This is a genomic window from Sphingobacterium sp. InxBP1 (assembly GCF_026191775.1).
In the GTDB taxonomy this organism is placed as follows: domain Bacteria; phylum Bacteroidota; class Bacteroidia; order Sphingobacteriales; family Sphingobacteriaceae; genus Sphingobacterium; species Sphingobacterium thalpophilum.
Map to the genome: position 1 here is coordinate 64,220 of NZ_JAINDX010000041.1, position 21,246 is coordinate 85,465.

Consider the following 21,246-nt stretch of genomic DNA (forward strand, 5'->3'; position numbering starts at 1 on the left):
GTCGACTTACAAATCGTCTCAAAATCTCCTCAAATTGTCTCATCTCTTATTTAAAGCGATAGATTCTTCTAAATTTAAACCAATCAAATCACACCAATTATATGCAGTATCTGAAAACAACGATGCCAATTCGTCCGGGAACACACAACTATGATCGATAGGACTACGCTCCTGATCCGATACCATTTTTTTTAACATCAATATCCTTTAATAAACATTAGCTCATGAATTTTAAAATCAGCAGTTTTAAAGTGGCTACTAAATTATTGTTATTCAGCGGCAGTATCTCCGCTGGAGCCACATACTTTTCGCCGACAGCACTATATGCACAGCAACCGCATACTGCGCTCAAGGGTACTGTCAGGGACCAAAGCGGCGCACCTTTGGCCGGCGCCACCATTGCGGTTAAGGGAAGCAGCATCAGCACCTCTACCGATATCAAAGGTGAGTTTAGTCTGCCCAATATCAAAAAAAATGATGTACTTATCGTTCGGATGATTGGGTATGCCAACAAAGAGGTTACATTTAACGGTGGACCAACGCTGGCGATTCTGCTCGAATCGGATACGCATAACCTAGAGGAAGCTGTAGTGGTCGGTTATGGCTCCTTGGACAAGAAAGAGCTGACCAGCGCTGTGTCGAGTATCAAACAGAAAGATATGGTGGCAGGCGCCGTGTCACCATTGCTCGCCATACAGGGTAAAGTTCCGGGGCTCAGCGTCATCTCAACCAACGGTACAGACCCTAATGCGGGAATATCCTTACAACTTCGGGGTGTTAACTCCGTAAATGCATCGCAAGGTCCACTGGTGGTCATTGACGGTGTTCCGGGCGGCGATATCAACTCCGTGGCCAAAGAAGATATTGAGTCCATCAACGTGCTTCGCGATGCTTCGGCAGCAGCCATTTATGGTACGCGCGCATCGGGTGGCGTTATTCTAATTACTACCAAGCGGCCTCAAGTAGGTAACGCTCAGGTCAATTTCACGTCTGAATATTTTGTGGAGACCATCCGCAAGCGACCTAAAGTACTATCCGCCGAAAAATTTGTGGAATACGGGCTAGGAAAAGATCTGGGACATCGTACCGACTGGTACGACGAAGTGACTAATAACAACCCCTTCAGTCATAGACAGGTAGTGAATATCAGCGGCGGGTCAGAAAATGCCAATGTCTATACGACCTTTACCAAAAGGGATGCAAAAGGCATGGCCATCACATCCAAGCGGGATGAGATCGGCGGCCGTATCAACAGTGCTTTCAAATTTTTTGACGGTTTCGCCGAATTGAATACCAACGTCAGTTACAATCAGGTGAAAGCATATGGTGCTAACAGTGATATTTTCAACAATAACGATATCTTTAATATGGCACTGGTAATGAATCCTACCGAGACACCCTACAATCCGAGCGATGTAAGTGGGTATAACGTCCTGGAGGGGGGATATGACACTTGGAATCCCGTTGCAGAGGCTCGCCTGCGTAGCGATCAGAAACAGTTTAAATACTTGCTGGCCAATGCCACGTTGAAATTAAACCTAACCGATCACCTGACGGCCAGTGCCACCGTGGGCATTAAAAACAACTCTGAGCATGGCACTTACTATCGCTCGGCGCAACATCGGATATCGCGGGAAAACAATGTGGACGGTTTTGCCAAACAATATTATAGCCGATTCAACGACCGTGTTTTTGAATGGACCATTAATTACAACAATCGTTGGGATAAACACTCAGTAAACGCTGTAGCCGGTTATAGCTATCAGGACTTTAATGGACAAGGATTCTCTGCCGAAAACTCCAATTTTCCAGTGGATGGAATTGCCGAGCACGATATGGGTACAGGTACTTACCTTCCTGATGGCCGTGCAGGCTTAGGTTCCTGGAAAAACCCCTGGGTAAAGCTTGCAGCCTTCTTTGGCCGTGTAAACTATTCCTACCTCGATCGCTATATCGTGACCGCTACTGCCCGTTACGAGGGCTCAAGCAAATTTGCGCCCCAAAATAGATGGGGATTTTTTCCGGGCGTTTCTGCCGGCTGGCGGGTATCGCAGGAACCTTTCCTACAAGATGTTCAATTTATTAACGATCTTAAGTTGAGGGCTGGCTACGGTGAGACCGGCAATGAGGGCTTCGACGCCAAAGTCGCTACACGGATGTACAGCGCCGACACCTGGTTTCTACAAGACGGCAAGTGGTTTAGAACGTATGGCGTCATGCACAACCAAAATCCAGATATCAAATGGGAAGTCAAAAAGGAGTATAATCTAGGGCTCGACTTTACTGTCCTCAACAACCGGCTTAGTGGACGATTTGACCTTTACAAGCGTAAGATCGACGACCTCATCTATGATATCAGTGTCTCGCAGCCGCCAGCCATACATGACAAAACAACCATGAATGTCGGCAGCATGCAAAATACCGGTTACGAGTTCGAACTGAATTTCAAAGCCGTTGACAACGAAAACTTTACATACACGACAGGCCTTGTTGCTTCTCATAATAAAAGCCGGCTCAACAGTCTTTGGGGCAGCCAGACCTTCACCGACCGTAAAGATTTTCCTGCTCCTGGATCACCAGGATCGGCCGTACGTCTTTATCCCGGACAAGATATCGGACAATTTTTCATTTGGAAATTTGCCGGCTTCACCGATGACGGTTATTGGATGCTTTATGATAAAGACGGCAACGCCTTTGATGTACGCGATCGCAATAAAACCGTAGGAGATAAAGCCTTTGTCGGCAATGCCATTCCTACACTGCAGCTTTCGTGGAACAACCAGTTTACCTACAAAAACTGGGATGCCAGTATCTATATGCGGAGCTGGATCGGTCACGATGTCTTTAACATGATCAACATGTACTATAGCCTGCCCAATGTAAAAGGTCAAAATGTTCTGGAAGACGCCTTTGAAAAGCATAAAAATATCAAGGGCGAAAAAGAGCTGAGTGACTACTGGCTCGAGAAAGGCACCTTCCTCAAGGTCGACGCACTTAATATTGGCTACCGCTTTAACCAACACTGGCTCAAACCCCTAAAATCCATGCGGGTCTATGCCACAGCACGGGATCTCTTTGTGTTTACCAACTACAGCGGCTTGGATCCGGAGGTAAATATTAATGGCTTGGAGCCCGGATTTGAGGAGCGCAATGCCTACCCCAAAACTCGCACATTCATGCTTGGACTTCAAGTAAACTTTTAACCGCATCAACCATGAAAAAATACATTTCAATAGCAACATTATCCCTCGCTCTTTTGGTATCAGGATGTACCAAATTAGATCAAGAGTTTTATAGTTCAGTAACACCAGACACTTTCTTCAAAAGTGAAAAAGATATCAAAGCAGCTCTGTTCAGACCGTTTACACATGCCAAATGGTACCTTGGCGAGGACCGCTGGCGTCTTCAGGAATATACCGCAGACAACTTTGCGATTACCACCAAAGGACGTCACTGGTATAACGGTGGTGAAAACGAACGCTATCATTACCACCGCTGGACAGCCGATGACAACTGGGTTTGGGGAAGCTGGCGGGGTACATTAATGGGCGTAGCGCTTGCCCTCGACGCCAAAAGCGATCTGAGCAAATTAGATTATACCAAATTTGCATTGACCGAGGAGCGCAAAGCAGCCGATCTAGCGCAGCTGGATGCCTTGATAGCCTACTTTTATCTCCGCGGGTTAGACTATTTTGGTGGCATGCCGATTTTTGAATCCTTGGACCAAGAGTCGCTGCCCCGCAATACCGATCAAGAATTATTTGCACATATAGAAAAATTGCTGAAAGCAGCTATCGAAAACCTTCCGGCCAAAAAAGCTGGCGATAAGGAGGAAGGGGCAATTCGGAAAGCTGCAGCAGCAGCTATGCTTGCCCAGTTGTATTTTAATGCCGAAGCATACATCGGCAAGCCGATGTATGAAGAGAGTCGCAAGATCTCACAAGATATCATCAACAAGGTATATGGAGACTATGCATTGGATACGAAATGGAACGGTGTCCATGGCTTTAAAAACAATGAATCACCCGAAATTATCTGGTCTATGCCATCAGAATTCAAGATGCTTGAATACAACTGGTTTTATGCCGATTTCTATCACTACAATACTAAGCAGTTCTTTGATCAGGATATGGGAGGCAATAATGGTGCGCATCTCACACCTTCGCGAAAGCCAGACGGTTCGCTTTATAGTACAGATTTCAAACTCGGATCACCTTTTGAGACCTTTGACAAAGGGGACTTGCGAAAAGCACCTTACGTGTATCAGGGCTCAGACCAGTACGAGGGAATGTTTATTGTAGGCCCACACAAAACTCCCAGCGGCGAGGCGATCCTAGGCGGGGAGGAATATAAAGGCTTACCACTGAACTTCGTCGACCAGGTAGCCCGCTTTTCCGAAGTGGGTCCCGACAAAAAATACAGCTCTATCGATCAGTTACCTTCCAAAATGTCCGAAGGAGAAGAAAATACAGGTATACGTCTGGTCAAAGTTCCAATCCCAAACTTGGCCAACAACAGCCTTCGCTGGGGGGCAGACTTACCCGTGATTCGCCTGGCAGAAATTTATTATATGCTTGCAGAATGCCAATTCCGGTTGGGCAACAGCCAACAAGCTGCAGACCTATTTAATACCGTGCGCAAGCGCAACTTTGTCAACAACGCAGACCCTAATCCGGTCCAGGCGGCAACATTGGACAAGTATCGTGTGCTCGACGAATGGAGCATAGAATTTATCGGTGAAGGCCGTCGCCGCACCGACCTGATTCGCTGGAAAGCCTTTACGACCGAGCGCTGGTGGGATCATACCCCTAGCAATTCAGCTCATCTAAACCGCTTTCCGGTACCCAACCAAGCTATTGCTGGTAATAGCAGCCTAGCACAAAACCCAGGGTATTAACGCGAATAAGGCCATCTCATCTGAGATGGCCTTATTCGCGTTAAGTAATCAACTATTTATTTTTATCTTTTCCCGCATCCAGCTGTTGAAATCTTCATCCGACGGAATATTGAATTTTTTACGTAGTCTGTTTTTGCGGACCTGCACAGCACGTATGGTCACAAAAGTATATTCAGCGATGTTTTTGGTTGAAAAATTAAGGTAAGCCATTGCACAAAACTCGAGCTCGGAACTTCTAACTTTCGGGTCTATATCTTTCAGAGCCGCTATAAAATCGGGATACAGTTCATTGAATAAGATCAAAAATTCAGGGTTGTTGCTCTTTGCCAATGCTAACAAATTGCTGAATTTATTTTCTTCTATCTGCTCTGAAAGTTCCTTATTGTTTTCGGCGAGCATTTTATTGGCATGTTCCCGTTCGTTTAGCGCGTCCTCATGCTTTCCCTGTAGCTTCCGTTTGCGCCGGACATTCCAGGCAAAATAAACGCCAGCCAGCAGTAGCCCTCCGCCAACAAAGCTTGACAGCATAGTATTTCGCTCCAGAATATTTTCACTTTCTCTTTCGTTGGACTTTAGGATATGGCTCAATACCAGATTTATAACTTGCTGCTTTTTAATATCCAGCGAATCGTACAGATGATTGTATTTAAGCAAATAATCATTTGCTGTATCATCTCCCAATTTGTATTCACGATAAAAGTCAGACAATCTTTTATATTGGTCCCGCAGAGCCTCTTTATCATCCACTTCGACTGTATTAGCAAGGGCCTGGTTGTAATACTGAACTGCTTTTACAAGGTTTCCCCGCCTTTTCTCCAACTTTGCATAATTGACTAAGGTAGGAAAGAAGACCGGAATGTTATATTTGCGTATCAGATCCTTAGCCTCGTCCAAGCAGTGCTGTGCCCTATCAAAAGCACCTTTCTTAATGGCTATATCAGCCAGATCAGTAAGCACCTGAACGCGGTCCCAACTACTTTCTTTTTCCGTCTGACTGTGTAGCAGTTGCCAGTTCAATGCGGTATATTTTTCAACGGAATCCAAGGATCCCATCTGGCTGAACGTCGAGGCCATGGCACTATATGCGTCAAATTGATTTTTTTTTCGCACAACAACATCCAATGCCGGCAATAACCTGATCTGTTCCCGAAATTCGCCTAGGCCCAGGTCATATAGATTTAATTTTACATATGCTTCCCCTTTTAGACGGTGTATGTCCGACTGAAACACAAGACGCTCTTTATAATATTTTAGTTTTTCGGCGGCTTCCAGCTGATTTAACGCTTCCTTATATAAGCCAATGCTGATGAGCGCATCTGCAACCATTTGATAAGCTTCGGCTGTGCCCTTATCGTATTTCGACTCTTGCGCCAGCTGTAATGCTTGCATACCCGTTTTAATGGCTGGATAGAATTTCGCAGCGGAATGGTCCTCCCAAGTTTTATCTAGCAGGGAATCAATTTTTTTTATGGGATGGTTTTGTGGCCTTGCGACAATTATTGCAAAAAGATGTACTATCAAAAATATATATTTCATTTCCCTAGGATTTACTAAATTCTCCACCAATTGATGAATATTATACTTTGCAGCAACAAAATAGACTGCAAAAAATGATTAGCTAAATAGCTGTTGTATATGGTTGCGTTTACGGCAGCATTGACATATATCCCGAAACCCTAGAGCGCTGAACTAATATAATTAGGTGAGTAATTAAAACGTGGAGCAAAAAGACGCTTAGGCGCTGAGAAGTCTTGACATTTAACATCATTGTGAAAGGTGAATTAATATTGTAAATACTTTTTCTGCTGGCCATCCGAACCCGGTTTACAATAGGGGCAATAACATAGCCTGCCACGAAAATTTCATAGCAAAGATTGGCATTTGAGTAAAAATTATGCAAAAAAAACCCTTTCACATTGCTATCACACTTTTTTAAAAAACTGAAAAACAGCATGATACAATACCCAAATCGGTCCAACCACGTCAACCTGCGTTGAGCGTTAGCAAAATATTATTCCAGTTATCCGATGCTCCTCCGGATTCGCCCAGTCATTTAACTGTCCGGAAGGAAGATCATTTGTCTCTTCTCGTGTAATTTTCCGTCTTATGTCCTACCATGCATGTTGACAAAGGAGATTGTCAACGATGATTCATTATCTCCAGCACAAAGATTAGCAATTGACCAAAGATGCCAAAAAAAACAGATTTCACATCCGTATCACACTTTTGGGTGACCTTTCACTTTTCTAGCGAGCGGGCGACTGCGAGCGAACTCGCATATAAAATCCACGGAGAGCCAGGCCAGGAAGTTCATGCTCTAGTCGCACTTGATCTGCCTTGTCGGATCCCGCGCTTTCACGTCTGTGTCGATGGATCGATAAACCCAGGAATATTACGTCCTGATACAGTGCAATAAAAAAGGGGCTGTTCGATTAAATCGACAGCCCCGGGATATAGTATTGCGTTTGCCTTACCAGTTGATCAGACGGTTGTCATCGTCGGCTTTTTCCCAAGATTCCTGCGGATCATTGCTGATCGTCTGTCCAGGATTCGAACCTGCGGCGATACCTTGTTCCAGTTCCACGTCGATGGCTTCTATACGCGGGCTGATATAGATGTTTTTTGTAATTGTTTTCATCGTTTTTACTTCTTATCTTATGTAAATTACTCCTTGGCTATTATTGCGGGCAGGCGATTTTTTTGCGGCCGCTTCCTGAACCAACCATAGTTGTTTTGCCCTGAACCACTTGGGTGATTTTTACCGTATTTGTGTTGGCATCCCATGGTACTAGGTTAAAGCTCCCCGCTGTTAATACCAGTGGATAAAGTGGTCCACCTGAACTTTTACTACCGTATAGGGCTACCTGTCCGTCACGGCTGATGACTACTCGGATGATTGGATTGGACGCTGTTCCAGTCATGCTGTAAATCTGTGGAACGCTGCCACCCTCCACGTTGGTACCGCCATACACACTGCCGTCAGCGAACTGCACGTTCCGTGGGGCGATAGCAATTCCGGATTCAAACTGTATTTCCTGGGTGGCCAGTTTCGTACCATTCACTTCCATGTTGAAGGAGTTGTCTAGCTGTCTGATATCGAATACAAATCCATAGTCAGCGCCTGGTGCAGTTAGTGTTTGTGTCACCGTCTGTCCATTAGGAACTACCGTACCATCCACATTTGCGCCATTGCCAGATGATGCTGCAGGATAATCCCAATTGAGATCTGCTCCTCCGGTTACAGGCTGCGTACAGGTTTTGAAATTTAAATTCAGGTTGTACCGTTGTCCCGGCACAATTTGTAGGCCAGCCACAGATACATTGGACTTAGTCTCCCCGTCAATCGTAATTGAACCGAAGTTGAGCTCCCCGTTCGTTTCGCCAGGATGGATCAGCAGTGTCGGATTGCTGGACACCTGACGTAAGCCAGCCCCCAAAGTAGGAAACACGACGTTGGCTGTAGAAGTTGAGCCGTTATATGTGATGCTGCCATCGGCCAATTTTAGCGTGGCGCTGGCGTATGTCGGACTGATGGTCGTTGTTCCCAAAGTTGTGATTGCCCCTGTCATATCCGTCGCCATGCTGAGGTTGGTTGTCACCTCACTATATTGGTGCTTTAAGACTACGTTGAGGTTATTATCTCCCGATTGGACGGTTAAGTCTCCTTTGAAATACATCAGATCCGCGCTGATATTTTCAAGACTTGCGCTGGCTAGATCGGTTGCTGCAGTGACAGTGGGAACAGTAGAGGTACTATTGACTGAATAGGCTACAAATGTATAGGTCTGACCTGCATCCAATGAGATCTCGCTATTATTGTCCACCGAGTTGGTATAAGTTTTCTCAGTGACATAATCGCCATTACTATTGTACACGACCACTTTATACTTAATATTGTCTCCAAGGGGTGTACGCTCCTCCGTCACAGCAGCACGACTCCCAGTGGAAGCACGCAACACGTTGCCAGCGGTAGCTGAAGACGTGCTAGTTAACGTTGCTTCGAACGAACTGGTTTTAGTAAAAGGAATTACACGGGTTTGATCTGATGTCATTGAGCGATTACCGGTACTTGCTTTTGACGATGTGACGATTGGGCTTTCGACACCAAGCAAATGGATGCTGACATTAGCTTTGCCACTGGATGCGACACTGTCCTTACTCTCCTTACAAGAATTTAACGAACAGCCCACCAAAATCGAAAGGCCTAAGACTCTCCAGCCTTTTGTTGTTTGGGATTGTGAAATCATTTTTGTTCTGGTTTAAAAATATAATGTGTTAATAATATGCCCAGGAGCTTCTCCTAACATATTTGTTATTTTCCAGCAAATATTAGAAACCTGTTGTAGACGAACGAAAAAAGAGCTTTCACATAGGTATCACACTTTTCAGGGCGCACATTCATTACATCCAATTAAAACACAAATATTGATATCACATCTTGGAAAAAGCTCAAAATAGCACCATATTTTTAACGGATGGCCTTCGCCTGACAGCTCCACAAGAGCACTTGCATTTCATGTCCGTCCACAACGACTTAAAGTCCTTCGGGCTGCCGATGCATACGGGGAATATGACCGGTCTTCTTTTTGACAAAGTTTCTGAAATTGGATTCATCAGTAAAGCCCATTTCATAAGCAATCTGGGCAATTGATAGGTTGCTGTGCTTGATCAAGCGTACCGCTTCTTTGCCTACAATATCGGATATAATGGTCTTAGCTGACTTGCCCGTGTAAGCGGTACAGAGATCACTCAATTTTCGTGGCGTGACATGCAATTTATCGGCATAAAACTGTACCGTCGTGTGCTTCCGATAATATTTATGGACCAGTACGTTAAAACTATTGACTAGAGCCTGGTTGGCAGACTTATTAAGCTGCTCACTGATACCGTTGAGCGACGCTTTGTAGTATCCATCCAATAACAGCGATTCGATGCAGTGGTGTACGACCAAATCCAAAATCTCAGTCCCTTGTTCCATCGCAGCATATATCCGCTCCACTATATGCGCATTGAATAACTCTTCATTCCGGTATTCGTCATTGATTTGCATCGCCAGTTCACCCGTAAAAAACAAAGTCGAATTGAGCATTTTGCTATCTGAGCTGGAGCGCTCGTAAAACTCTTGGCTAAATGACAAAAGATAGCCTTGCGGCCGAACGTCCGTAGGGAAGTTTATCGTTTTCCCTGGGCCGACAAACAACAACTGACCTGTAAACAAATGTATATATTCAGCTTCTACTTGCACGACAACGGGGCCAAAAGCTTTAATAATATGAAAAAAGTCACGATTGCTTTCAACGTTCACATTATCGCTATACATCGCCAACTCATATAAACCGAAGCCCCGAAGTTTCTTATTTAACTCTGCGCCTTTGACCATCTTAGCACTGATTGATTCCTATTGTCGTTTTTAATTGTTCTCTATACCAAAGATTAGCATTTGGATAAACATTTTGTAAAAATAACCTTTCACATTCATATCACATATATAAAACAAGCTGGCAATCAACAAACTATATGTGTAAACGCTATTCCGATAAAAAAGGTATTGACTGTAGGGAAAAATTGCGAACAAACTGAATACTTAGGGTTTTGTAGATATCCGACAGCCTGCGACCTAGGGCTCGGTGATCTTCGCTTTCCGGGATCAGCTTTAAACTGGATTTGGCTGTGGGCTGCAGCTTTGCACCCATTATTTGGAAGGCAGTGGAAGCCATCTCCATATGGGGAGCGGCATAGGTAAAGGATCCGGTTTTTCTTTAATGTGAATGCCGGAGACTCATCGCCCCCCCTATATAAGCTCATGCTCCTTGGCGAAATGAAGCATCTGCGTAATGGATTGACAATTAGCTTTTGCCATCATCTTTCGTCGATGCGCCACGACGGTATGTGGGCTCAAAAAGGTCTTTTTTGCAGTTTCAGCAATACTCGCACCTTCGGCAAACAATTTTAGTAACTCGATCTCCCGGGCTGTAAATCTAACAGGTTTCGGCATATCCTCAATTAGCTTCTGAAAAAAAGGGTCAATAAATTTATTCCCGTTTTTTATGGCTTCGATACAGTTGACGAGATTGTCAATCCCACAGGATTTGCTTAATATCCCATCAGGGCCATATTGGCTAAGTGTCCGTATCACCAAAGGCGAGACAGCACCAGTTACAAAGATGATTTTTGCCTGTTTATTTAGGCGATTGATTTCAGGTAATAGGGCAAGACCGTTCTCTCCGGCTAGATAATAATCCAGAAAAAGATAAATCTCTTCGTTGCCGAAAGATTCCAAAAATTGGAGAAAAAACTCTTTATGGTCAGGGTCGGTCTACGCTCCGTCTCGAGTAGCCCCACATTGTTGATTCATCCTGGCGAGTCGAATGGGTCTCTCAACTTTGGCTCGGTCACCATTGACGGTGAGACCAAACCCAATGTATCGGTCGCTGGTCTACAAATTGTGCCGGGACAACGGTACAACCTGAATTTAAATTTCAAAACCTGTACGCAGCCGGTAACCGGTGGAGCAGATCTCAATTGGGATTACCCGGCATCTGGCAATGGTGCCCTCGTCAATGGTCAGGTTGTTCCTAGCGGGCAGACGGTGACACAAACACTAACTGCACCAGGAGCCGACTATGGATTTGTATTCGATATCAGACAGCTAGACAATTCCTTCAACATGGAAGTCAACGGCAAAAAACTGGCCACCCAGGAAATACAGTTTGAATCCGGTATTTCTATCGCACCACGCAACGTACGATTTGTTGATGGCAGTTTGTATGGCGGTACCAACGTGGAAGGGGGCAGCGTGCCACAGATTTACAACATGACAGGTACAGCAGCCAATCCCGTGATACGGGTAGTGATCAGCCGTGATGGACAGGTGGCCCTATACGGTAGCAAAACTTCTGGCGGTAAATTATACCCACTAGAACTTACGCAGGGATCATTCAACATCGTTCCTTGGAGCTCATCCTCAAATACGGTAAAAATCACTCAGGTGGTACAGGGCAAGACAACGATGGTTGGTTCGGGAAGTGGCCGCAAAAAAATCGCCTGTCCCCAGTAATAGTTAGTTAATTATAAAACACATAAGAAACGAGAAATAACGATGAAAACTGCATCTTCAAAGAAAATCTATATCAGTCCCCGCATCGAAGCTGTCGACGTGGAACTGGAACAAGGTATCGCTGCCGGCTCGAATCCTGGACAGACGTTCAGCAATGACCCGCAGGAATCTTGGGAAAAGGCCGACGATGACAACCGCCTGATCAATTGGTAAGCGCAGGGTAGCCTAATAAAACCTAACCTCGGCAAGCCAAAAGCTTGCCGAGGTTTTTCGTTCGCCCGCCTTCATCACAATTGGTAGATCAGACGAAAAAAAGAACTTATACTATTTTCACTGTCGCCGACAGGAAGCCCCACCGCCATACCAATAGCCAGCTTATCGTTCAGCCCAAGTTTAACCTGCGGATGAAGAGTGGTTTCCAATTTTCCATCGGCAATCACCTGATTGACTTCAAGGCCAATAAAATGGTCTGACTTCGGCAACGTATAATGAAAGGATGTATTGACCTGCCAATTCAATTTCGCTTTTCGCGTTTTATATCGATAGACCAGTTCTGGCCCTGTATAAATTAGTGTATGCCAGTTGCTATGCCAGCTTTTGGCTGCAATAAAAAAGGGATTAAACGCTGTTCCGCCTTCCACAAAGTTAAAAATCTGCGTGTATCCAACCGCCAAAGTCGTGGCTTGCGGCTTGGAAACATAAAAAGAGTATTGTGAGGATAAACGCAATCTTTCAAGTGCATTGCTCGAGCCAACACCCGGCACCTTACTTTTTGTATAGGCAAAATCCGTTTCTACCTCGAGGCCCAGACGGTCGATCGGAGCAAATTCGTACTCCATCAGGTAGCCATACTCGTCTGCGCTGTGCATCTTCTTGATATCTGCGCCTATATTAAATTCCTTTTCCCCTTTTCGGGCTCCCAGGTCACGCACGAGGTCATTGTATAATGGTTCGGCGTGATGTACTTTATCAGGTTTAGCAGCACTTTGCTGCGCATGAGCAGGATCTGCAGCGCAGAGCAGGCCAATTGAAATCAGCGTAGCTACTAATGTCGCTGTATGTGTGATGTCTTTCATACAGCAAAAATTCGTACAGATTATGGAAACATTTGGGAATGCCGGCTAATCTTAGTCTTGATGTTCGCAAGCAACGCATCCCGATGTAGCATCAGGGTAATGGTTTTGTATCTTACATACTCCTTGGTCACATACATATAGCCTTTAAAATCATTCATTTTACCCCATGAATTTTTGGCCAGATAATATTCTTTGCCATATTGATCTTTAGCCAGTCCCACGATATGCATCGCATGGTCGTCTGTGGTACTCCAGTCGTCAAAAGATTTCTGACGCTCCTCGGCATTTACCCTGCGTTCAGGCTGCGGTTTTACAAACATAACTTTTTTGTCTTCGTCAGACAGCTTGTCAAATGGTTTTTCAGGAACATAGGCTATTCCGTAGGGCCACGAGAATCCTTTTTCTGATACGTCAGCGGTCCAGGCCACCGTGTAACCCTTGTGCAGGGCACTATCAATAACCTGTGTCAGGTCTTGCATAGGCACATTGTAAAAACTTTGAAAAGACCAATTGTCCGGCACCAGCAGTACAAAGGGTTTGAAGTAAGGCTGATCGGTCACCGAGGCCAGCCCCATATAATCATCCGGGTTGATCCCTATTACCTGATCAGCAAAACTACGTGCAGTGTAGGTTTTCCCCTGGTACTCAAAGCTTGCGGGCACCTCACCCAAATGCTTATCGAGCGCTGCCTGATAGGCCTGCTCCCAGCCGGGTGTCAATGGTCTGCTTTTGACCAGTACCTTGAGCATGGTTCTCAGCATGGGTGTCATTTTCCTAAAATCGTTGTAGGTCTGATTACCGTACAAGCCCGAATATGCTACCTTCGGCACCGCTCCATACTTGCGAAATACGTGCAGTACATCCAGTAGCTGCCCGCCTTCGCCCATAGTCATTCCTCCGTGGAGGCGGACAAAATTGCGGGCCTTGTCCATATAAGCACGTCGGGCCGTGAATATCTGTGAAATTTCTACGGGTTGCTTACCCATGCGGATCATTTCCGACTCCAAAAATGAATTGCCTGTATAAGACCAGCAGGTATTGGAGGCACCTTGATTTTTCGGCGGAGTACAGCCAAGATGAATGATATCCGTAAAGACGAATTCTGTCTTGAGCCGCCGGTATTTATTTTTATAAATGACCCCACGCAGATATTTTGTGGCTACTGTCCCCACAATCAGTGCAAGTAAAGCTATACTAATCCATTTATATGTTTTCATAACTCATTTTATCCCCAGCCCTAACGCCCACCGCAGATGGCTGCGGTAAACCGGGGCATCCACTGCTTTAAAAAACTATAGGCTGCAAGCCCCAGGATAATGATCAGACCCGGAGCCGCCAAGTATAAAAATAGCAACAGGATATCCGACTGGGGGCGCACCAACTTAAATAAAAATTTAATCACAAATACTAACGGTAGACGGTGGTAAGCAAAGATAAAAAAGGCCCCATTAGCTAAAAAACTATTGGGCCGCCATCGTTCCTTTTCGATACCTTCAGCCATTAATGCAACCGCAAGTATCACCCCAAGCAACACTTCGGCACAGTACAGGTAGCTCCACCATCTAGTTCCCAACAAGTAAAACGCCGCGACAAACGACAACAAATAGACGGGCAACAGGCTCGACCGCATCGCTTTCATGATGTCGACAAAGTTTTTATTATGTGTACTAAAATAAGCGCCCGCCGTAAAGAAAAAGAACGAAACGCTACTCAATCCAGGCTGATAGAAATAAGGTTTCCACAGCCAAAGCAGTCCCAATCCCACGACCAGATATAGCCCCATGCTTTTGAGTAGCCTATAGATAAGAGGAGAGCAAAACACAACGACCAGCAGGTCCCGAATGAACCAGAAAGGCGAATTGATCGGCAGAGTCTTCTGTAAATGTGGGTTGATCTTCGAAGTATCCCAAAATGCCCAGAGCCAATCAGCCAAACTGTAATCGGTGATCGGTTTGTTTCGGCCAGACAGCAGCCCGTCCGGGAGAAAGGTCTGGGCAAGAAAGAAAAACAGGATTACGACCAGATTCCAAAAAATATAAGGTACCAGCAACGAACGTACACGATTTTTTAATTTTTGAATATAAATCTCCTGAGAAAATTCTGGAGTTTTATAAAAAAAAAGAAAGCCCGAGATAAAAAAGAACAGCGGCACACAGGCCTCAAAAATAAACTTGGAAAACAGAAAAAAAATCGATGAAAAAACAGGAAAATTCACAAAATCGATTTGTTTTTGGCCGCCGATGACGATATCGGAAAAATCCGTATGGATAAAGACGACGCCCACAATCAATGGAAAGCGTAGCGCATCTATTGTTCTCGACTGTAGTTCGTCGGCCGTTATGCTGACAGGATTACTTTTATCCATTAGTTAGATTTTAGTCAACTGCTTAGTGCCGTTAAATTAGCAATTTTCAATCAATTAACCTGCAGACGACTTCTTTTTTTCGGCGCTCGCGCAGCTCAGGTTGTGTAATTCACGATACAAGATCACATAAAACAATAATTATGTACCAAAAGCGTTACATAATAGCGCATGCAAACAAAAAAATGAAACGATGGCAATCACATCGTTGTTTAAACTAAAGAAACAAATATTAATAAAAGATTAACAATAAACTATCGCAATATCAATCTAGACCACATTCTTAATGATTCCGTTCATGCAGTACATGATTCTGATTGCCGGTGTGCTATTCCCTTGCGCAGCGCTCGCACAGCAGTTTACAATCAGCGGCGCCGTACGTGATGCCAACACGGGCCAGCCGCTATCAGGCGCCATTATTGGTGCAGGCCGTGACAGTACAGCTACGTTTACAGATACCAAAGGCTTTTACCAATTGACCATCCCCCAGGGGATGTACCGTCTATCGGTACGCTATATGGGTTACCAGCAGCAACAGGATACTATTCACCTCAACCGGTCAATTGTGCGAAATTATGACCTACAGCCCGTCAACCATACAATCGACGAGGTGCAGGTATCAACGTTGCGATCGGGCACAGCGCTTGACGCCCCACAGGCAAACGCGATTCATCTGAGCCCAAAGGAGACCAAAGATGTACCAGTACTACTTGGCGAGCAAGATCTACTGAAGACTATACAGCTCTTACCGGGTGTGCAAAGCGAAGGCGAAGGGTCGGCCCATTTTACCGTTCGTGGAGGCGATGCCGGTCAGAACTTGGTCCTGCTTGACCAGGCCACTATTTATAATCCATCGCATCTACTCGGATTCTTTTCCATTTTCAACCCAGATGCCATCAAAGATATCGAACTTTATAAAGGTGGTATCCCGGCCCAATTCGGTGGCCGCATCGCGTCAGTGTTGGATATTTCCATGCTAGAAGGCAATAAAAAGCGTTTTTCGGGAGAAGGTGGGCTCGGTGTTATTGCCTCTCGGTTCAAAGTAGAGGGTCCTATTGAGCAGGAAAAAAGTTCCTTTCTTTTCAGTGCCCGTCGTTCCTATGCCGACTCTTTTTTAAAGTTGGTCAAAGAGGATGCCATGGCGGGCAATAAGCTCTATTTCTATGACCTGAATGCCAAGCTCAGCTTCCAGCTAAGCAAAAAAACCACGCTCTACTTATCCGGCTATCACGGTAGGGACGAGTTAAAATATAGCGATTTATTTAACCTCAGCTGGAGCAACAGTACAGCAACCGCACGCCTAAAGCACCGATTTAATGAAAAAATAACTAGCAGCAGTTCACTGATATACAGCAGGTTTAAATACAACGCTGGCGTATCAAGTGAACAGACTGACTTTCAGCTTGCTTCAAACATCGAGAATGCAGAAGCCAAGCAGGACTTCTCCTACTATATCAATGACCGACACATCCTGCGTGCCGGGGCTGCTCTATTATTGCAACGGATCCAGCCGGCCAATTTATCCTCGGATATCAACCAGTCCGTCAACCCCACGGCCATTGAGCGTCAGCGTGGAGCCGATCTGGGTGGCTATCTCCTGCACGAATGGAAGCCTACAGACAGGCTGTCGCTCAACTATGGCATCTATATACACGATTTTATGGTACTGGGCCCCCGCACTTTTTATCAATTTGACCAAACGGGCAAGCCGATTGCTGAAAAGCGAGACGAAAGCCGTATTGCCAAACACTATATCAATCTGGAACCTCGTATGTCGGCCAGCTTAGTGCTTGATGAACGACGTAGTCTTAAAACTTCTTACAACCGTCTCGTGCAAAATCTACATCAGCTGACCAATACAAGCTCGAGCCTGCCTACCGATCAATATGTACTGAGTAGTTTGAGCATCAAGCCTCAAATGGTTGACCAGGTTAGCTTCGGCTATTTCCAGAAATTTACACCTAGGCACTACGAACTATCTGTCGAAGCCTACTACAAACGGCTGGGCAACCAAATCGACGTGCGCAATGGTGCCACATTACAAGCCAATAGCCATTTCGAAGGCGAATTGCTGTTCGGCGTCGGCCGCGCTTACGGGCTGGAAACGTATCTCCGTAAGCATAGCGGCCGGCTCACCGGCTGGCTCAGCTATACGCTGTCCAAAAGTCAGCGGAAGTTTAGTGGCATCAATGCAGGAAGGTGGTTCAATGCCCGGCAGGATCGCAGCCATGATCTCGCTATCGTCGCCAACTATGCCCTTTCTCCCGCCTGGACCCTAGGCGCAACCTTCGTATTCAATACCGGCAATGCCGTTACCTTCCCAAGCGGAAAGTATCTCGTCAACGGCCGCTCCATGTTCTATTATACCGAACGGAATGGTTACCGCATGCCGGATTATCATAGGCTCGATTTTGGGGTTACTTACAGTCCCAAGAAAACAAACAAGGGATTCCGCTCCAGCTGGACGCTCGGCCTATACAACGTATACAACCGCAAAAATGCCTATACGATAGACTTCCGGGAAAATAAGGCCAATCCAAACCTGACAGAAGCTTACAAAATTGTGCTTTTCGGCATCGTGCCTTCTTTGACCTGGAACTTTAAATTTTAAACCGCATGACTATGAGAACAGACCTGCTCCCCCTTTGCTTTCTAATCCTATTTACTGCCTGCGAGGAGAATATAGACATCGACCTGAACACGGCAGACGCACGCCTGGTTATTGACGCCCAGCTTACCGATGCAAGTACTACACAGCGCATCCGCATATCACGCTCAGTAGGATTTGATCAACCTATCAACAGTTCAGGGACAAAGGGTGCCAATGTCGTCGTTACTGACGACCAAAAGCACAGCTATTCATTCCAATACGAAAAAGATGGTTATTACGTACACCGCAGTTTTAAGCCCGTGAGCGGACGCACTTATACGTTAAAAGTGGCTGTTCAGCAAAAGAGCTATACAGCGACCAGCAAGATGCCTGCCTACGTTGCAGTTGATTCTACCGGAATCTTTGAGAAAAAAATTGCAGGCGATAGTTACTTCTTTGTTACGATGACCTTTAAGGATCCCGCCAATGTCGCTAATCACTATATGTACACTTTATCCGTTAATGGCAAGCCATTCCGTTTTGCCAGTACACAAAACGACCAGTTTAACGATGGCCTGAAAGTCACGCATTATATTTCAGACCTTGAAACAGATCTTTCTCCAGGCGACGACGTTGTCATACGCCGCTATTGCGTAGATGAAAAAACTTATCAATACTGGAATGAATATCAGCGGAATAATCTCAGCAATGCCGCTCCTGGAAATCCCCCGTCGAATATTACGAATGGAGCCCTCGGCTATTTCTCTGTTGCACCTATGCGGGAATATCGGGTACAGATCCGTTAAACTGACCTACTCTCGGTTATCGCTTTCCTCTGCCCTCCCCTCCGCGATCATTTCATTGACTTCGGCCATGTCTCCGGGCTCCAGATGTTCTATATCTTCTGCCTGCTCGTCCGAATAGCGATCAATAAAAAAGGTACACCCCATCGGAAAATGATCGGACCCCACAGAAGGGTAGATAAATAGCTTATCAATAAACACATTAGGGCTATGAAACAGCAGATCGAGCGGCACCCGGAAAAACCAATAATTGGCATGGAATGTGGATAGGATCCCCCTTCCAATGCGTGCATCGATCAGCTTACTTGTTTTTTTGAACAATACAGAGGATTTTGCCCAGGCCACATTATTAAAGTCCCCGGTGACTACCACAGGCATTTTATAGTCCCGTACCCGTTTGGCCACACTGAGCAGGTCGCCATCCCGCTCTTTGGAATTTTCCTCCTCCGTCGGACTAGGTGGTGGTGGATGTACCGCAAAAAAGATAAAACGATGACCATCGGCTGTTTCGAGTTCGGCTTCAATACTGGGAATATCGTCGGCGACAAAGTAATGCACCTGGCTTTTATTAATTTTCAGGTTTGTGTAAAAGTGCATACCGTAGGTATTGTCGAGAGTCACCTTCACCGTATTTGGATAATCTACTTCGAGTACACGGAGCGCCTGTTCCCACACCGCATCGCTTTCCATCGTCAGAAAGATCTGCGGCTGTTCTTTTTTGACCAGCGCAATGAGCCGTTCGTGTTCTTTATTAAACTGCAGTACATTACAGGAAATAATCTTAATGCTATCCGATGCATCCTTACCTTTTTCATATTTCTCGCGGCGCCAAAACTTGGTATAACGGACCAGAATATACACATGGTAAAGCAGCAAGGCCCCCTGCAGCAGCTGCAAGCCCCAGACCCAGGGCGCTTCACCGAGCAGATAAAAACCCCAGGCCAGTGCTGGCACCTGGAAGACGAGCAGCTGCAGTTTGATAAATTCGGCTACTCGAAAGACCCAGTGCTGGCTTTGAATGAACGGCATCAAGCTCAGCACAATCAGGAGCCCTGAGATAATGGCAAAGAGTATAAGCATAGCAATCTTATAAAATCATTACAAATATATAATTTGACGCGTATATGCCTTCTGAAAAAATCCGGTTATGAATAAACCATTAAAGTTATCACTTTTTTTCAGCCGCAGGAAGGTACTCAATCCGTGTCTTGGACAGTGCGTCGGGAAAGTTGGTACGGATATATTCGATCATCTTTTCCCGTATGTAACAGCGGAGATCAAAAGCCTGTCCCGAATTGCGGCAGCTCATCAGGCAACGGATCTCCATAGTTTGCTCCCTGAAATCAGTGACCTGGAGCACATTGACCTGGCCATCCCAGAGTGGATGGCCAGTCAGCAGGGCCGTCAGCTTCTCGCGCAGCTGCTGTACAGGTATTGTAAAGTCAGTATAGATAAATACCGTCCCCAAGATTTCAGCAGTTGTACGGGTCCAGTTCTGGAAGGGTTTCTCAATAAAATAGGTAATCGGCAATACCAGCCGCCGTTTGTCCCAGATATTCACCACCACATAGGTGAGGTTGATCTCTTCCACCCGCCCCCATTCGCCCTCGACGACCAGCACATCATCCATACGTATGGGCTGCGTAAAGGCAATCTGAAAACCAGCCAGCAAATTTCCAAGCGACTTCTGGGCCGCAAATCCAATAATGATGCCGCCTACACCTACCCCTGTGAGCAGCCCGGCACCTATTTTCTGCATACTTTCAAAACTCAGTAAGATGATCGCCAGAGATACCAGGATGATGATTGTGACGACCACCTTGCGGATAAAGACGATTTGGGTTCTGACTTTACGTTCACGCAGATTATTCTCCTTGTTGACATCGAAACGATGGTAGAGATAGTCTTCAAAAACTTTAATGGCCTGGATCAAGGCGATAGCAAAAAATGCGACCAACAGAATCTCGTTCAGTCTGGAAACCACATGTAGAGTCGTTGTATTGAAATGGGAAAAAGGAAGCAGGCTGTTGAAAATAACCAGCGGAATAAAAATGCTTAGCACACGGTTGAAGCGTCTGATAAAGGAGCGGAACAGCGAATAGGAAGACTGCTCGATGGCCTGACGGCGCAGCAGGGGAATAAAAATCAATTTAATCAAGATGCCGGCCAGAAATGAAAATAAGATTAACGCAATATTCCAGAGCCATGCCGGCCAAGTCTGTGAAAGTCGAATGAATATATCAGCCATAAGAGGATGTTTTCTGTTATTTATACATCTTAGTTCTTATAAAATAACTGCTCAACGACAGTAACGTTTGTATTATTTTGAAAAACATGCATATTAATTTGCCCCAACAACACCCGATATTAAAAATGCCTAGGTAAACCTGCTTTGGTATGTTTTTTGAACAGTTTGTGCCGGTTAGAATCAGCACTAAATAATTCTGTTTTTCCGCCTCTT

The 21,246-nt window shown here is 45.4% G+C and carries 16 protein-coding genes; 6 read left to right on the forward strand and 10 right to left on the reverse strand.

Annotated features, from left to right (window positions below; all coding sequences use genetic code 11):
* The first annotated feature begins 224 nt into the window (after positions 1–224).
* Both K7A41_RS06100 and K7A41_RS06105 read left to right on the forward strand, forming a co-directional pair.
* Positions 225–3,203 (forward strand): SusC/RagA family TonB-linked outer membrane protein, encoded by a 2,979-nt coding sequence (locus K7A41_RS06100; RefSeq protein WP_265712972.1) that lies wholly within the window; start codon positions 225–227, stop codon positions 3,201–3,203.
* An 11-nt stretch (positions 3,204–3,214) separates the two neighbouring features.
* Positions 3,215–4,897 carry a RagB/SusD family nutrient uptake outer membrane protein gene (locus tag K7A41_RS06105; RefSeq protein WP_265712973.1) on the forward strand — a complete coding sequence of 561 codons (1,683 nt, stop codon included), beginning with the start codon at positions 3,215–3,217 and terminating at the stop codon, positions 4,895–4,897.
* A gap of 48 nt (positions 4,898–4,945) precedes the next feature.
* Here the strand turns inward: K7A41_RS06105 and K7A41_RS06110 are convergent, their stop codons facing one another.
* The 5 genes from K7A41_RS06110 to K7A41_RS06130 form a co-directional block, all read right to left on the reverse strand.
* Positions 4,946–6,433, reverse strand: coding sequence for a tetratricopeptide repeat protein (locus tag K7A41_RS06110; protein ID WP_265712974.1), 1,488 nt, complete (start codon positions 6,431–6,433; stop codon positions 4,946–4,948).
* Between the two features lie 934 nt (positions 6,434–7,367).
* Complete coding sequence (locus K7A41_RS06115; RefSeq protein ID WP_265712975.1) at positions 7,368–7,535, reverse strand: hypothetical protein; 168 nt, start codon at positions 7,533–7,535, stop codon at positions 7,368–7,370.
* Between the two features lie 40 nt (positions 7,536–7,575).
* Positions 7,576–9,144, reverse strand: a complete 1,569-nt coding sequence (locus K7A41_RS06120) for a hypothetical protein (protein WP_265712976.1) — start codon at positions 9,142–9,144, stop codon at positions 7,576–7,578.
* 287 nt (positions 9,145–9,431) lie between these two features.
* A complete protein-coding gene (locus K7A41_RS06125) occupies positions 9,432–10,277 on the reverse strand; it encodes a helix-turn-helix domain-containing protein (RefSeq protein ID WP_265712977.1) in 846 nt (281 codons plus the stop codon).
* A 411-nt stretch (positions 10,278–10,688) separates the two neighbouring features.
* Positions 10,689–11,177, reverse strand: coding sequence for a response regulator transcription factor (locus tag K7A41_RS06130; RefSeq protein ID WP_265712978.1), 489 nt, complete (start codon positions 11,175–11,177; stop codon positions 10,689–10,691).
* 3 nt (positions 11,178–11,180) lie between these two features.
* Between K7A41_RS06130 and K7A41_RS06135 the strand changes: the two genes are divergently transcribed.
* A complete protein-coding gene (locus K7A41_RS06135; protein ID WP_265712979.1) occupies positions 11,181–11,954 on the forward strand; it encodes a hypothetical protein in 774 nt (257 codons plus the stop codon).
* Between the two features lie 42 nt (positions 11,955–11,996).
* Complete coding sequence (locus tag K7A41_RS06140) at positions 11,997–12,167, forward strand: hypothetical protein (protein WP_265712980.1); 171 nt, start codon at positions 11,997–11,999, stop codon at positions 12,165–12,167.
* A gap of 74 nt (positions 12,168–12,241) precedes the next feature.
* Here K7A41_RS06140 and K7A41_RS06145 read toward each other — a convergent pair whose 3' ends face one another.
* The 3 genes from K7A41_RS06145 to K7A41_RS06155 are packed head-to-tail and all read right to left on the reverse strand — an operon-like array spanning position 12,242 to position 15,395.
* Entirely contained in the window at positions 12,242–13,030 is a 789-nt protein-coding gene (locus tag K7A41_RS06145; protein WP_265712981.1) for an HAEPLYID family protein, read from the reverse strand.
* A gap of 20 nt (positions 13,031–13,050) precedes the next feature.
* Entirely contained in the window at positions 13,051–14,247 is a 1,197-nt protein-coding gene (locus tag K7A41_RS06150; RefSeq protein ID WP_265712982.1) for an aminopeptidase C, read from the reverse strand.
* 20 nt (positions 14,248–14,267) lie between these two features.
* Positions 14,268–15,395 (reverse strand): acyltransferase family protein, encoded by a 1,128-nt coding sequence (locus K7A41_RS06155; protein WP_265712983.1) that lies wholly within the window; start codon positions 15,393–15,395, stop codon positions 14,268–14,270.
* Between the two features lie 295 nt (positions 15,396–15,690).
* Here K7A41_RS06155 and K7A41_RS06160 point away from each other — a divergent pair, with 295 nt between their 5' ends.
* Together K7A41_RS06160 and K7A41_RS06165 are read left to right on the forward strand one after the other, a co-directional pair.
* Complete coding sequence (locus K7A41_RS06160; protein WP_265712984.1) at positions 15,691–18,003, forward strand: TonB-dependent receptor; 2,313 nt, start codon at positions 15,691–15,693, stop codon at positions 18,001–18,003.
* 11 nt (positions 18,004–18,014) lie between these two features.
* Positions 18,015–18,788 carry a DUF4249 domain-containing protein gene (locus tag K7A41_RS06165; RefSeq protein ID WP_265712985.1) on the forward strand — a complete coding sequence of 258 codons (774 nt, stop codon included), beginning with the start codon at positions 18,015–18,017 and terminating at the stop codon, positions 18,786–18,788.
* Between the two features lie 6 nt (positions 18,789–18,794).
* Here the strand turns inward: K7A41_RS06165 and K7A41_RS06170 are convergent, their stop codons facing one another.
* Positions 18,795–19,865: an endonuclease/exonuclease/phosphatase family protein gene (locus K7A41_RS06170; RefSeq protein ID WP_265712986.1), complete on the reverse strand. Its 1,071-nt coding sequence runs from the start codon at positions 19,863–19,865 to the stop codon at positions 18,795–18,797.
* Positions 19,866–19,953: 88 nt separating this feature from the next.
* Positions 19,954–21,033 (reverse strand): mechanosensitive ion channel family protein, encoded by a 1,080-nt coding sequence (locus K7A41_RS06175; protein WP_265712987.1) that lies wholly within the window; start codon positions 21,031–21,033, stop codon positions 19,954–19,956.
* Positions 21,034–21,246: the final 213 nt, after the last annotated feature.

What these genes read in the sequence shown, in the direction of transcription:
- K7A41_RS06160 (WP_265712984.1), top strand. Translation starts at nt 15,691, where the DNA reads ATGCAGTACATGATTCTGATTGCCGGTGTGCTATTCCCTTGCGCAGCG.
- K7A41_RS06140 (WP_265712980.1), top strand. Translation starts at nt 11,997, where the DNA reads ATGAAAACTGCATCTTCAAAGAAAATCTATATCAGTCCCCGCATCGAA.
- K7A41_RS06165 (WP_265712985.1), top strand. Translation starts at nt 18,015, where the DNA reads ATGAGAACAGACCTGCTCCCCCTTTGCTTTCTAATCCTATTTACTGCC.
- K7A41_RS06170 (WP_265712986.1), bottom strand. Translation starts at nt 19,865, where the DNA reads ATGCTTATACTCTTTGCCATTATCTCAGGGCTCCTGATTGTGCTGAGC.
- K7A41_RS06155 (WP_265712983.1), bottom strand. Translation starts at nt 15,395, where the DNA reads ATGGATAAAAGTAATCCTGTCAGCATAACGGCCGACGAACTACAGTCG.
- K7A41_RS06175 (WP_265712987.1), bottom strand. Translation starts at nt 21,033, where the DNA reads ATGGCTGATATATTCATTCGACTTTCACAGACTTGGCCGGCATGGCTC.
- K7A41_RS06120 (WP_265712976.1), bottom strand. Translation starts at nt 9,144, where the DNA reads ATGATTTCACAATCCCAAACAACAAAAGGCTGGAGAGTCTTAGGCCTT.
- K7A41_RS06145 (WP_265712981.1), bottom strand. Translation starts at nt 13,030, where the DNA reads ATGAAAGACATCACACATACAGCGACATTAGTAGCTACGCTGATTTCA.
- K7A41_RS06115 (WP_265712975.1), bottom strand. Translation starts at nt 7,535, where the DNA reads ATGAAAACAATTACAAAAAACATCTATATCAGCCCGCGTATAGAAGCC.
- K7A41_RS06105 (WP_265712973.1), top strand. Translation starts at nt 3,215, where the DNA reads ATGAAAAAATACATTTCAATAGCAACATTATCCCTCGCTCTTTTGGTA.
- K7A41_RS06125 (WP_265712977.1), bottom strand. Translation starts at nt 10,277, where the DNA reads ATGGTCAAAGGCGCAGAGTTAAATAAGAAACTTCGGGGCTTCGGTTTA.
- K7A41_RS06150 (WP_265712982.1), bottom strand. Translation starts at nt 14,247, where the DNA reads ATGAAAACATATAAATGGATTAGTATAGCTTTACTTGCACTGATTGTG.
- K7A41_RS06110 (WP_265712974.1), bottom strand. Translation starts at nt 6,433, where the DNA reads ATGAAATATATATTTTTGATAGTACATCTTTTTGCAATAATTGTCGCA.
- K7A41_RS06100 (WP_265712972.1), top strand. Translation starts at nt 225, where the DNA reads ATGAATTTTAAAATCAGCAGTTTTAAAGTGGCTACTAAATTATTGTTA.